The organism is Kitasatospora sp. NPDC059571 (genome assembly GCF_042735675.1).
GTDB lineage: Bacteria > Actinomycetota > Actinomycetes > Streptomycetales > Streptomycetaceae > Kitasatospora.
In genome coordinates this window covers 18821-31381 of record NZ_JBHWBW010000014.1, presented here as the reverse complement: position 1 = coordinate 31381, position 12561 = coordinate 18821, and the positions used below count along the sequence as shown (strand labels likewise).

General features: G+C 73.9%; 13 protein-coding genes and 1 riboswitch. Of the genes, 7 read left to right on the top strand and 6 right to left on the bottom strand.

Going from position 1 to position 12561, the window contains the following annotated elements; all coding sequences use genetic code 11:
- From ACFV0G_RS03870 to ACFV0G_RS03860, 3 genes are all read right to left on the bottom strand, one after another.
- A partial coding sequence (locus tag ACFV0G_RS03870; RefSeq protein WP_380541110.1) for an N-acetylglucosamine-6-phosphate deacetylase occupies positions 1 to 1075 on the bottom strand: 1075 nt, incomplete at its 3' end.
- Positions 1072 to 2004: an ROK family protein gene (locus ACFV0G_RS03865; protein ID WP_380541107.1), complete on the bottom strand. Its 933-nt coding sequence runs from the start codon at positions 2002 to 2004 to the stop codon at positions 1072 to 1074. The genes ACFV0G_RS03865 and ACFV0G_RS03870, both read right to left, overlap by 4 nt.
- A 150-nt stretch (positions 2005 to 2154) precedes the next feature.
- A complete protein-coding gene (locus tag ACFV0G_RS03860; RefSeq protein ID WP_380541104.1) occupies positions 2155 to 3075 on the bottom strand; it encodes an SIS domain-containing protein in 921 nt (306 codons plus the stop codon).
- A 208-nt stretch (positions 3076 to 3283) separates the two neighbouring features.
- Between ACFV0G_RS03860 and ACFV0G_RS03855 the strand changes: the two genes are divergently transcribed.
- Together ACFV0G_RS03855 and ACFV0G_RS03850 are read left to right on the top strand one after the other, a co-directional pair.
- A complete protein-coding gene (locus ACFV0G_RS03855; protein WP_380541101.1) occupies positions 3284 to 4078 on the top strand; it encodes a DeoR/GlpR family DNA-binding transcription regulator in 795 nt (264 codons plus the stop codon).
- A 155-nt stretch (positions 4079 to 4233) separates the two neighbouring features.
- On the top strand, positions 4234 to 5532 hold the full coding sequence (locus ACFV0G_RS03850; RefSeq protein ID WP_380541098.1) for an extracellular solute-binding protein: 1299 nt from the start codon (positions 4234 to 4236) through the stop codon (positions 5530 to 5532).
- 26 nt (positions 5533 to 5558) lie between these two features.
- On the opposite strand, the gene ACFV0G_RS03845 is transcribed toward ACFV0G_RS03850, so the two are convergent.
- The gene (locus tag ACFV0G_RS03845) at positions 5559 to 5900 is read right to left on the bottom strand and encodes a cupin domain-containing protein (RefSeq protein WP_380541095.1); all 342 of its coding nucleotides are present in this window, start codon (positions 5898 to 5900) and stop codon (positions 5559 to 5561) included.
- Between the two features lie 98 nt (positions 5901 to 5998).
- Between ACFV0G_RS03845 and ACFV0G_RS03840 the strand changes: the two genes are divergently transcribed.
- Positions 5999 to 6226 (top strand): DUF3263 domain-containing protein, encoded by a 228-nt coding sequence (locus tag ACFV0G_RS03840; protein WP_380541092.1) that lies wholly within the window; start codon positions 5999 to 6001, stop codon positions 6224 to 6226.
- Between the two features lie 66 nt (positions 6227 to 6292).
- Positions 6293 to 7153: a trehalose-phosphatase gene (gene otsB, locus ACFV0G_RS03835; RefSeq protein ID WP_380541088.1), complete on the top strand. Its 861-nt coding sequence runs from the start codon at positions 6293 to 6295 to the stop codon at positions 7151 to 7153.
- Here otsB and ACFV0G_RS03830 read toward each other — a convergent pair.
- Positions 7137 to 8606 carry a trehalose-6-phosphate synthase gene (locus tag ACFV0G_RS03830; protein ID WP_380541085.1) on the bottom strand — a complete coding sequence of 490 codons (1470 nt, stop codon included), beginning with the start codon at positions 8604 to 8606 and terminating at the stop codon, positions 7137 to 7139. The genes otsB and ACFV0G_RS03830 overlap by 17 nt on opposite strands.
- A 73-nt stretch (positions 8607 to 8679) precedes the next feature.
- The gene (locus tag ACFV0G_RS03825) at positions 8680 to 9696 is read right to left on the bottom strand and encodes a glucosyl-3-phosphoglycerate synthase (RefSeq protein WP_380541081.1); all 1017 of its coding nucleotides are present in this window, start codon (positions 9694 to 9696) and stop codon (positions 8680 to 8682) included.
- A 137-nt stretch (positions 9697 to 9833) separates the two neighbouring features.
- Positions 9834 to 9965, top strand: a riboswitch (SAM riboswitch).
- A 17-nt stretch (positions 9966 to 9982) separates the two neighbouring features.
- On the opposite strand from ACFV0G_RS03825, the gene thrC reads away from it, so the two are divergent.
- The 3 genes from thrC (at position 9983) to ACFV0G_RS03810 (ending at position 12423) form a co-directional block, all read left to right on the top strand.
- Positions 9983 to 11260, top strand: coding sequence for a threonine synthase (thrC, locus tag ACFV0G_RS03820; RefSeq protein WP_380541078.1), 1278 nt, complete (start codon positions 9983 to 9985; stop codon positions 11258 to 11260).
- Positions 11261 to 11294: 34 nt separating this feature from the next.
- The gene (locus ACFV0G_RS03815) at positions 11295 to 11573 is read left to right on the top strand and encodes a ubiquitin-like small modifier protein 1 (RefSeq protein ID WP_380541075.1); all 279 of its coding nucleotides are present in this window, start codon (positions 11295 to 11297) and stop codon (positions 11571 to 11573) included.
- A 643-nt stretch (positions 11574 to 12216) separates the two neighbouring features.
- A complete protein-coding gene (locus ACFV0G_RS03810; protein ID WP_100888966.1) occupies positions 12217 to 12423 on the top strand; it encodes a cold-shock protein in 207 nt (68 codons plus the stop codon).
- Positions 12424 to 12561: the final 138 nt, after the last annotated feature.

The following is a 12561-nucleotide window of genomic DNA, read 5'->3' as shown; positions in this document are numbered from 1 at the left end:
GGGGGGCCAGGGGCCCCCACACCCCCCCCGGGGGGGCGCCCCCCCCCCCCCGCGGGCGGGCGGCGCGGGGGCCCCGGCCCGCGCCGGCGGGGCCGAGGGACAGGCCGTTGACGGTGACGGAGCGCCGGAACGCCACGTCGAGGGTGAGCGTGGAGCCGGCGATCGAGCCGCCCTCGACCAGCCGCGCGACGCCGTCCGCCACCCGGACCTGGAGCGGCCCGAGCGGGTACAGGCCGTCGCCCATGCCGGCGGCGCCCATCGCGTCGGTGATCAGCGCCACCCGGCCGGCGCCGGCCGTGCCGTACGCCAGGTCGAGCACCGAGGGGTGCAGGTGGACGCCGTCGTTGATCAGCTCGACGGTGACCCGCTCGTCCTCCAGCAGGGCGACGATCGGGCCGGGGTCGCGGTGGCCGATGCCCGGCATCGCGTTGAACAGGTGGGTGGCCACCGTGGCGCCGGCCTCGACGGCCTCCAGCGTCAGGGCGTAGTCGGAGTCGGTGTGGCCGACCGCCGCGATCACCCCGAGGTCGGCGAGCATCCGCACCGACTCCAGGCCGCCGGGCAGTTCGGGGGCGAGGGTGACCATCCGGGCATGGCCGCGGGCCGCGTCCACGACCTTGCGCACCAGCGCCGGGTCGGGGTCGCGCAGCAGGTCCGGCCGGTGCGCGCCGCAGCGGCCGGGCGAGATGAACGGGCCCTCGAAGTGGACGCCGGCCAGCACGCCGTCCTCGACCAGCTCGGAGAGCACGGCGGCCTGGCGGCACACCTCGTCGATCTCGCCGGTGACGGTGGAGGCGACGGTGGTGGTGGTGCCGTGCGCCAGGTGGGTGCGGGCCGCGGTCAGCGCCTCCTCGGCCACGCCGGAGGCGTACGAGGCGCCGCCGCCGCCGTGCACGTGCAGGTCGACGAAGCCCGGGACGACCGTGTACCCGGTCAGGTCGAGGTCGCCCGGTCCGGTGTCCCCGCCCAGGGCGGCGATCCGCGCGCCCTCGACGACGATCCGGCCGTGCTCGGCGACGCCGTCGGGCAGGACGAGTCTGGCGCCGGCCAGTGCAGTACGCTCCGCGCTGGTCACGCGGTCACCTCCATGGAGAGCAGATCCCAGGCGAGCAGACCCGCGCCCAGGGACGCGGCGGTGTCTCTGAGCATGGCCGGGACGACCTGGGGCGGCATCTGGAAGGTCAGCCGCTTGCTCACCGCCGAACGCAGGGGTGTGAAGAGCGTGTCACCAGCCTCGGCGAGGCCGCCGCCGACGATCACCGTGGACGGGTCGAGCAGGCTCTGCGCCAGCACGATGCCGTCCGCGAGGGCGTCCACCGCGTTCTGCCAGACCGCCGCGGCGCGCTCGTCGCCCGCCTCGACCGCGACGGCGCAGGCCGCCGCGTCCGCCTCCGGGTCGCCGCTCGCGGCGGCCCAGGCCCGGGAGACCGCGGAGGCCGAGGCCAGGGTCTCCAGGCAGCCGCGGGCACCGCAGCCGCAGGCCGGTCCGCCGGGGCGGACCACCACGTGGCCGATCTCGCCGCCGTAGCCGTGCGCACCCGCCTCGATCCGGCCGCCGATGCCGATGGCGCCGGCGATGCCGGTGCCGAGCGCGACGAACAGGAACCGGTCCACGCCACGGCCGGCGCCGATCCGGCCCTCGGCCAGCCCGCCGGAGCGGACGTCGTGGCCGAGGGCGACCGGCAGGCCGCCGAGGCGCTCGCCGAGCAGCTTGCGCAGCGGCAGGTCCCGCCAGCCGAGGTTGGCCGAGAAGACCGCGATCCCGTTCTTCTCGTCGATCGTCCCCGGCACGGCGACGCCGGCGGCGAGGGGCGCGCACCCGAAGCGGGCGCGGCCCTCGTCCGCCAGGTCGGCGGCGAAGTCGAGGATGGCGGCGACCACGGCGTCCGTGCCCTGCTCCCGCCCGGTCGGCCGGCGTGCCTCCGACAGCACGGAGCCGTCCTGGGCGAGCAGTGCGGCCTTCATGCCGGTACCGCCCACATCGAGTGCGATGACGTGCTTCACGGGGGACAGTCTCCCTTGAGCCGGCTGGAGAGGTCTAGTCCAGTTGCGTGATTGGTCTGGTCCATGAGAGTGAGGTTTGTCGCTGTTCAGGCCCTGCTGGGCCGGTTTGCCCCGGCCGCCCTCCCTCCGGTCGCCCGACCCGGCCGGGTCTCAGCCCAGCACCACGGACCGGGTCAGGTTCCGCGGCCGGTCCGGGTCCAGCCCGCGCGCGGCCGCGATCGCCAGGGCGAGCCGCTGCACCCGGACCAGGTCGGCCAGTGGATCGATGCCCGCTGCGCCCGAGTCGGACACCAGCAGAGCCCCGGCCGCCGCGACCTGTGCGGCCAGCCCGTCCGGCAGCTCGCCGAACACCCAGACCGCGCGGCCCGGAGCCGCGATGCTGATCGGCCCGTGCCGGTACTCCATCGCCGGGTAGGCCTCCGTCCAGGAGAGCGAGGCCTCACGCATCTTCAGCGCCGCCTCCTGGGCCAGCCCGACCGTCCACCCCGTGCCGAGGAAGGCGAACTGCTCGCAGGCCGCCAGCTCCGCGGGGACCTCCGCCGCCACCGCGCCCTGCGCGTCGCCGGCGGCCGCGGCGACCGCCCGGACGCCGCCGGGCAGCGCGCCCGCCAGCTCCAGGTGCGCCCGCAGCAGCGCCAGCACCGAGGTCGCGAAGCGGGTCTGCACCACCGACCGCTCGTCGGCGAAGCCGAGGTCGACCACCCGGTCGGCCACCGCGGCGACCGGCTGCGCCGGGTCCGCGGTGATCGCCGTGGTGGGCGCGCCGGTGCGGCGCAGCAGGTCCAGCACCTCGGTGGTGGTGCCGGAGCGGCTGATCGCCAGGACCCGGTCGTAGTGGCGGCCGTACGGGAACTCGGAGGCCGCGAAGGCGTCGGTCTCGCCGTGCCCGCCGGCCTCGCGCAGTGACGCATAGGCCTGCGCCATGAACCAGGACGTGCCGCAGCCGACCACGGCCACCCGCTCGCCCGGCTGCGGCAGGTCGGCGAGCGAACCGGCGGCCAGTGCCGCGGCCGCGCGCCAGTCGGCGGGCTGGGTGGCGAGCTCCTCGGCGGTCACGGATGGCTGGGACATGAAGCGGCTCCTCGGGCTGAACGGCGCGGAACTGCGTGAAGGTGATTGATTTATAGCTCTTTCGCGCAGCTCTGCGCAATAATGCGAGAGGATGGCCCTGCGGAGCGGCCGCCGCCGGGGCGCACCGCGCACCCGGTGTGCAAAGCTGTGCAGGCTTCGCGCAGTTGCGCGCAGCGAATCCGACACCGGCGCAGGAGGGGTGGCACGCGTGTCCAGGTACGAGCGGTGGAACGCCCTGCTGGAGCTCCTCGCCGAGCAGGGCCGGCTGGAGGTCGAGGAGGCCGCCGACGCCCTCCAGGTCTCCGCCGCCACGATCCGGCGCGACCTCGACCAGCTGGCCCGGCAGCAGATGGTCACCCGCACCCGCGGCGGCGCGGTCGCCCACCACGTCTCCTACGACCTGCCGCTGCGCTACAAGACCGCCCGGCACGCGGACGCCAAGCAGCGGATCGCCGCCGCGGTCGCCGCACTGGTCTCGCCCGGCGAGGTGGTCGGCCTCAACGGCGGCACCACCACCACCGAGGTGGCCCGCGCGCTCGCCGTCCGCCCCGAGCTCACCGAGCGGCCGGAGAGCGGGCCCGGCCAGGGTCTCACCGTGGTCACCAACGCGCTGAACATCGCCAACGAGCTGACCGTGCGCCCGCAGGTCAAGATCGTGGTCACCGGCGGGGTGGCCCGCCCCCAGTCCTACGAGCTGATCGGCCCGCTGGCCGGGCTGGTGCTCGGCGAACTCGCCCTCGACGTCACGGTGCTGGGCGTGGACGCGCTCGACGTGGTGCACGGCGCCACCGCCCACCACGAGGGCGAGGCCGGGGTGAACCGGCTGCTCGCCGACCGGGCCCGCCGCGTGGTGGTCGCCGCCGACTCCTCCAAGCTCGGCCAGCGGGCGTTCGCCCGGATCTGCGGCGCGGAGGCGATCGACACCCTGGTCACCGACTCCGGGGCCGACCCGGACGTGGCGCGGGCCTTCACGGAGGCCGGACTTCAGGTGATCACGGTCTGAACGGGTGGCCGAACAGTCCGGATTCGCCCGGTTCCGGTTGCACCTGATGCAACGTCATCCGCCACTTCGATAACTACCGGCCAAAGAGGTCTGGACCACCGGTGCGGGAGCTTGGGAGGGTGGCCGCCGCTCACCCTCCCGAAGGCGGTACCGCGTTGAACACTCCTGCCCGCAAGCGCCCGCTGCGCACCTCCTGTCGCGCCGGCCTGTCGGCCGCGACCGCCGCCGTCCTGCTGCTCAGCGGCTGCGGCGTCGTCGACGGCCTCAGCGGGACGGTGACCCTCACGCTGGTCGCCGCCGACTACGGCGACACCGAGGCCAACAGCACCTCGCACTTCTGGGACGACGTGGTGCAGCGCTTCCAGGCCGCCAACCCGGACATCAAGGTCAGCGTCGACCTGCAGAGCTGGAGCGACATCGACCACCACGTCGCCGACCTGCTGAAGTCCGGACACACCCCCGACCTCGTGCAGACCGGCGGCTTCGCCGACCAGGTCGCCGCGGGCCGGCTCTACCCCGCCACCGACGTGCTCTCCATCGACGCCCAGGCGAACATGATCGACGCGTTCTCCCGGGCCGGACAGGTGCTCGGCAGCCAGTACGGCATCCCGTTCGTCGCCTCCACCCGGGTCTTCTTCTACAACAAGACCGTCTTCGCCAAGGCCGGCATCACCGCACCCCCCGCCACCTGGGACGAACTGCGGCGCGACGCCGAGCTGATCAAGTCCAAGGTGCCCGGGGTCATCCCGTACGCGCTGCCGCTCGGCCCGGAGGAGTCCCAGGCCGAGTCGATGATCTGGGCCATGGGCGGCGGCGGCGCCCTCGCCGACAACGCGGGCAACTACACCATCGACACCCCGCAGAACCGGGCCACCTTCGCCTGGCTGCGCACCAACCTCGTGCAGCGCCACCTCACCTACGCCGACCCGGCCGCCACCGACCGCAAGACCGCGTTCAACGACTTCGCGGCCGGCAAGGTGGCGATGCTCAACGGCCACCCGGGCCTGGTCGCCAAGGCCGTCGCGGCCAAGATCGACTACGGCACCACGGCCATCCCGCGCCGCGACGCCTCGGTCAAGGACGCCACCTTCGGCGTCGCCGACTGGATCATGGCGTTCAAGGCCAACGGCCACCGCGCCGAGATCAAGAAGTTCCTCAACTTCCTGTACGAGCAGGAGAACCAGCTCAAGTTCGACGAGCAGTACAACCTGCTGCCGGTCACCCAGGACACCCGCCAGGAGATGACCTCCAACGGGCGGCACGCGGACCTGGCGGAGTTCCTCAACGCGCTGCCGACCGCCAACTTCTACCCGTACGGCGACCCGTCCTGGGACAAGGTCAGCGGCATGGTCAAGAAGCAGATCGGCAACGCCGTCAAGGACGACGGCGACCAGGCGCTCGCCGCCCTCCAGACCGCCGCCTCCACCGAGGCCGCCCGGGCCCGCAAGGGGTAGGCCCCCCGGGGCCCGGGCCCGCCGGGTCAGGACACGGTCAGCGCGTACGCCTTGCGGAGGGTCTCGTGCACCGTCCAGGTGGTCCGGTCGCCCGCCCGCAGGACCGCGGCGTCGCCCGGCCCCACCTCCAGGGTCGGGCCGCCCGCCACCTCGATGGTGGCCCGGCCGCTCAGCACCACGAACAGCTCGTCCGCCTCGGTGTCGGTCACCACGCCCGGCGTGATCTGCCAGAGGCCGCGCAGCTCGCGGCCGTCCGGGGAGCTCCAGAGCACCCGGCCGGTCACCTCCGGCGTACCGGAGACGATCTGCGCGGGATCGAGCGGCTCGGGCTCCAGCTCGGCGTCGGGGACGTGCAGCACGAAGGTCATGGAGCGACGCTAACCGGGAGCCGACCCGGGCCGCGACGGCAGAGTGTGTCGCACCGGCCGGGCAGAATGACACCCCGTAAGAGGAGGTGGACGCGGCCATGGCCGACCTGACCGAGCGCGAACGCGCGGTGCTCGCCCTGGAGGCCCGGCCCTGGCGGACGGCCGGCGCCAAGGAGCGGGCCATCCGCGAGGAGCTCGACGTCTCCGCCACCCGGTACTACCAGCTGCTGAACGCGCTGCTGGACCGGCCGGAGGCCCTCGCCGCCGAACCCGTCCTGGTCAACCGGCTGCGCCGGATCCGCGAGCGGCGCCGGGCCGAGCGGTAGGTCCCGGGGCCGGACGGGGCCCGGCGTCCGGGTATCCGCCCGCCCGGGCTGGGTAGCGTCCAGGACATGGGGATCACCGAGGACTTCCGACCGCACACCGCCGCCGGGCGGGACGGCCTGGCGGCACTGCTGGCCGCCCCCGCCGAGGGGGTGGTCGCACTGGACTTCGACGGCACGCTGGCGCCGATCGTCGCCGACCCGGACAGTGCCCGCGCCCACCCGGAGGCCGCCGCCGCCCTCTCCGCGCTGGCGCCGCACCTGGCCGCCGTGGTCGTGGTGACCGGCCGCCCGGCCCACCTCGCGGTCGAGTACGGGGGCTTTCGCGACGTGCCGGGGCTGGAGCACCTCACGGTGCTCGGGCAGTACGGCGCCGAGCGCTGGGAGGCCCGGACGGGCGAACTGTCCGCGCCCGAGCCGCCGCCCGGGGTCGCCGCGGTGCGGGCGGCGCTGCCCGCCGTCCTGGCGGACGAGGGCGCGCCCGAGGGCACCTGGACGGAGGACAAGGGCCGGGCGCTCGCCGTGCACACCCGCCGGACGGCCGAACCGCAGCAGGCCATGGACCGGCTGCGGGAGCCGCTGGCCGCGCTCGCGGCCGCGCACGGCCTGGTCGTGGAGCCCGGCCGGTTCGTGCTGGAGCTGCGCCCGCCCGGGGTGGACAAGGGCGCCGCGCTGACCGCCTTCCTGGCCGAGCGGCCCGCCCGCACCGTGCTCTACGCCGGCGACGACCTGGGCGACCTGCCGGCCTACGCGGCGGTCGACGAGCGCCGGGCGGACGGCCTGCCCGGGCTGCTGGTGTGCAGCGGGCCGACCACCGGCGAGGAGCCCGTGCGCGACCTCGCCGACCGGGCGGACCTCGTCGTCCCGGGCCCGGCCGGCGTGGTGGCACTGCTGGCGGCGATCGCCGGGGAGCTCAGCCCAGGGCGTTGAGCTGGTCCAGGAACCACTGCTGGGGCGGGAGCGCGGTGGCGGCCGCGGCGAGCCGCTTGGTGCGGTCGGCGCGCTCGCCGTCGGGCATCGTCAGCGCCCGGTGCAGCGCCTCGGCGGTCTCCACCACGTCGTACGGGTTGACCGTGACGGCGTCGTCGGCGAGCTCCGCGTGCGCCCCGGCCTCGCGGGACAGAACGAGCGCGCAGCCGTTGTCGGAGACCACCGGGACCTCCTTGGCGACCAGGTTCATCCCGTCCCGGATCGGGTTGACCAGGGCGACGTCGGCGAGCCGGTAGGCCGCCAGCGACCGCGGGAAGTCGTCGTTGACGTGCAGGATCAGCGGCTGCCAGGAGGGCGTGGCGAACTCGTCGACGATCTCGGTCGCGATCCGCTGCACGGCCGCCGTGTACTCCCGGTACTCGGGCAGGTCGTGCCGTGACGGGTAGGCGAAGGCGATGTGCACCACCCGGTCCAGCCACTCGGGGCGCGTGCGCAGCAGGTGCCGGTAGGCGAGCAGGCCGCGGACGATGTTCTTGCTCAGCTCGGTGCGGTCGACCCGGACGATCGTCCGCCGGTCGCCCACCGCCTCGCGCAGCGAGGCCAGCCGGGCGTCGACGTCCGGCCGGCGCGAGCGCTCCCGCAGGAAGTCCGCGTCGGCGCCGAGGCCGTGCACCCCGAGCCGGGTGGTGCGGCCCGCGTACGTGACGGTCATCGCGGCGCGGTCGACCTCGGCGCCCAGTACGGCGGCGCAGCAGTCGGCGAAGGCCAGCGCCCAGCGCTCGGTGAGGAACCCGGCCCGGTCCGCGCCGAGGATGCCGGTCAGCACGGCGGCGGCGACGTCGTCCGGCAGCATCCGGTAGTACTCCGGCGGGGCCCACGGGGTGTGCGAGAAGTGCCCGATCCGCAGGTCGGGCCGGAGCTCGCGGAGCTGCGCCGGGGCCAGCGAGAGGTGGTAGTCCTGCACCAGCACGGCCGCCCCCGGCGCGGCCTCGGCGGCGAGCGCCTCGGCGAAGGCCGTGTTGTACGCCGTGTACGACTCCCACTCGCGGCGGAAGCGGTCGTCGAAGACCGGGGAGACCGGCGTGTCGTACAGCAGGTGGTGGACGAACCACAGGGTGGAGTTGGCGATGCCGTTGTAGGCGCGGGCGAAGGTGCCGGGCTCGATGTCCAGCATCCGGACGGCCTGTCCGCCCACGTCGTACCCGGCGAGGTCGAGCCGGCCGTCCGGGGCCTGCCGGGCGGCCTGCCGGTCCGCGTCGCCGAGGGCGGCGCACACCCAGACCGCGGAGGGGTCGTCGATCGCGGACAGCCCGGAGACCAGTCCGCCGCCGCCTCTGCGCAGGGTCAGCGTGCCGTCGTCCTCGCTGCTGAAGGACACCGGGCCGCGATTCGAGGCCACCAGGATCGGGGCGGCACCGGACGGCTTCGGGGGTTCGAACGCGAGATCGGCCATATTCCCTAGCTTGCCGCGCGGCCGGGGGCGCAAACCATCCGGCGGCGGACCGCGGGCCGGCGGCCCGTGAACTTCAGGGAAACGCCCGGTGCTCCAGGTACTCCGGGACGGTGCGCATCGGCGGCCGCTCCAGCGCGGTGACCGGGTGGGTGTGCCCGGTGAAGCCGAGGCCCTCCGGGTCCCGGTCGAACTGGGTGAGCATCGGCCGCACCAGGTCCGCGGAGGCCTTCAGCCGGTGGCTGCGGTCCAGGCGCTCCAGGGCGGTGCGGTAGATGGTCGCCGCCATCCGGCCGAGTGCCTGGCCGTCCTGGTGCCTGTGGTGGCGCACCCCCACGTCCACCTGGGCCAGCGCGTCCAGGCCGACCTCCTCCAGGGCGTCCACCAGCAGGCCGAGCTCCACCCCGTAGCCGGTCGGGAACGGCAGCCGCTCCAGCAGCGAGCGCCGGGCCGCGTACTCGCCGCCGAGCGGCTGGACGAAGCCGGCCAGCTGCGGCCAGTGCAGGTTGAGCAGCGGCCGGGCGACCAGTTCGGTGACCCGGCCGCCGCCGGCCGGCACCACCGCGCCCTCGGTCTCCAGCGGGCGGTCGTACATCGCCTTGACCAGCTGGATCCCCGGGTCGGTGAGCAGCGGGCCGACGATGCCGGCCACCAGCGCCGGGTCGAACTCCCGCAGGTCCGCGTCGACGAAGCAGACGATCGCGCCGGAGGTCGCCAGCAGCGACCGCCACAGCACCTCGCCCTTGCCCGGCGCGGCCGGCACCCGCGGCAGCAGATCGTCCCGGTGCACCACCCGGGCGCCGGCCGCACGGGCCCGTTCGGCGGTGCGGTCCACCGAGCCGGAGTCGACCACCACCAGCTCGTCGACCAGCGGCAGACGCTCCATCAGCTCCGTGCGGACGGCGGCCACGATCTCGCCGACGGTCGGCTCCTCGTCCAGCGCCGGCAGCACCACGCTCACCGTGCCGTCCGGGCCGGCCGCCCGCTTCGCGGCGAGCAGCCGCTCGACCGGGCGGTCGGCCGCCGTCCAGGAGCGGCGGCGCAGCCAGGACGCCACCTCCGGGAGGACGTCGGGACGGGGCTGGTCGGTCACGGTCTCGCTCCTCGTAACTTCCATCTCGCGGATCGGACAAGGGGCCTCACGGCTCGGGCCTTCGGATACAGTCTTCGTACTGCGGCCCGACCATCGCACGCCGGGGTCGCCGCAGAGCAGGACCCACAACTTCACAGAGCTCATCCAGAGGGACTGAGGGAACGGCCCGTCGACGTCCCGGCAACCTTCTCGCGCGGCGCTTGCAGGCCCCGGCGGGACAGGTGCCAATTCCGGCCCGTGGCGCGACCGCACCACGGGGAAGATGAGGAGAGAGGCCTCCGCCACCATGGCTACCGCTACCCCTGCACCCGCCGACACCGTCGACCTCGGCCCCGCCGCCGCCCTGTCCTGTCGGGAGTGCGGCACCCGCTTCCCGCTCGGCCCCAGCTTCGCCTGCCTGGAGTGCTTCGGCCCGCTGGAGATCGCCTACGACTACGCCGGCTACGAGGCCGAGGAACTGCGCAAGCGGATCGAGGCCGGCCCGGCCAGCATCTGGCGCTACGCCCCGTTGCTGCCCGTCCCGGCGGACGTCGCGTCGAAGCCCAACCTGAACCCCGGCTGGACCCCGCTGGTCAAGGCCGACAACCTCGGCCGCGAGCTCGGCTTCACCGCCCAGCTGCACGTCAAGGACGACTCCGGCAACCCGACCCACTCCTTCAAGGACCGGGTCGTGGCCTGCGCCATCGAGGCCGCCCGCGCCTTCGACTTCACCACCCTCTCCTGCTCCTCCACCGGCAACCTGGCCGGCGCGGTCGGCGCGGCCGCCGCCCGGGCCGGCTTCAACTCCTGCGTGTTCATCCCGCACGACCTGGAGCAGGGCAAGATCGTCATGGCCGGGGTCTACGGCGGCGCGCTGGTCGGCATCGACGGCAACTACGACGACGTCAACCGCTTCTGCTCCGAACTGATCGGCGACCCGGCCGGCGAGGGCTGGGGCTTCGTCAACGTCAACCTCCGCCCGTACTACGGCGAGGGCTCCAAGACGCTGGCGTACGAGATCTGCGAGCAGCTCGGCTGGCGCCTGCCGGAGCAGATCGTCATCCCGATCGCCTCGGGCTCCCAGCTCACCAAGATCGACAAGGGGCTGCAGGAGCTGATCAAGCTGGGCCTGGTCGAGGACCGCCCGTACCGCATCTTCGGCGCCCAGGCCGAGGGCTGCTCGCCGGTCTCCGCGGCCTTCAAGGCCGGCCACGACGTGATCCGGCCGGTCAAGCCGGACACCATCGCCAAGTCGCTGGCGATCGGCAACCCGGCCGACGGCCCGTACGTGCTGGACATCGCCCGCCGCACCGGCGGTGCCGTCGAGGACGTCACCGACGCCGAGGTGGTGGCCGCCATCAAGCTGCTGGCGCGCACCGAGGGCATCTTCGCGGAGACCGCCGGCGGCGTGACGATCGGCGTGCTGAAGAAGCTCGTCGAGACCGGACAGCTGGACCCGTCGAAGGAGACCGTCGCGATCAACACCGGCGACGGCCTGAAGACCCTCGACGCGGTGGCCGACGCCGGACTGACCGCCACCATCCGACCGACGCTGGAGTCCTTCCGCGCCGCCGGCCTCGCCTGAGCAGCCCTCACCCCTTTCCGCCAAGGAGACCCACATGAGCGCCAACGTCCGCATCCCGACCATCCTGCGCACCTACACCGGCGGCTCGGCCGAGGTCAGCGCCGAGGGCGCCACCCTGGCCGCCGTCATCGCGGACCTGGAGCAGAACCACACCGGTATCTCCGCGCGCATCCTGGACGACGCCGGCAAGCTGCGCCGCTTCGTGAACGTCTACGTCAACGACGACGACGTGCGCTTCGCCGAGGGCCTGGAGACGGAGATCAAGGACGGCGCCACCGTGTCGATCATCCCGGCGGTGGCCGGCGGCTGCTGAGCCGCACCCGCACCGGCATCCGCCCGAGCCGCCGTCAGGACCGGAATTCGCATTTCCGGAACTGCCGGCGGCTCTCGGCGTTCCGCTCGAGCGCCGGTGGAATTGCACCGTCCCGAAGGGGAGTAGAGTGCCGGGTGACGGCGTCCCCGCACCGTACCGCCGCCCTGATCAGCCGTGATACGCCCCACCGTGATCCGGTTTCCCCGTTTCTCCCGCGCCGCGTCGATCGCACACGCAAGGCCCCGGCGGCAGTGCCGCGGCCGTCCGCCGGCTGAGACGGCGGCCCGGCGGGCCGGCCCCGGACCTGTCAGGAGAGCGTCAGAATTTACGCGGCGCTATGTCGTTTTCTGCCCGTTATGTCTGGCCGGGAATGCCGTTTTCCTCAGCATTCATCCCGTCATATCCGTTGTCGGGGTGCTCGATTTCTCCGAAGTTGGCTCTGTTGCACAGGGCTCCGGTCCGGATACATTCAGCCGCGGTCGACGCAGTCAGCCGCTCGCGGGGCCCGGTACCGGGCACAGGGCGGGGGTCTGCGGCGTGCGCGGCTGCGTCCAGGGGGGGTTCCCTCGGGCCGGCCTACCAGACCTTGGGCCCGCACCGTGCGGGCCCGTGAAGGGCCAGCACAGCACAAGGGGAGTTCGGAATGGCTCAGGGCACCGTCAAGTGGTTCAACGCGGAGAAGGGCTACGGCTTCATCGCGGTCGACGGTGGTGCGGACGTGTTCGTCCACTACAGCGCGATCCAGATGGACGGCTACCGCACCCTCGAGGAGGGCCAGCGGGTCGAGTTCGAGATCTCCCAGGGGCAGAAGGGTCCGCAGGCGGACATGGTCCGCGCCGCTGCGGCCTGATCGACCTGCGGAGCCTCGGCTCGTCAGAGCTGGCGGCCTTTTCTTCACCGGCAGGCCCGTACGACACACCGCCGGAGCGGGCCCGCGGCGGGGGCGCGGCGCGGGCCCCCGGGCCCCGACACCGCCCACCGGGGTCGG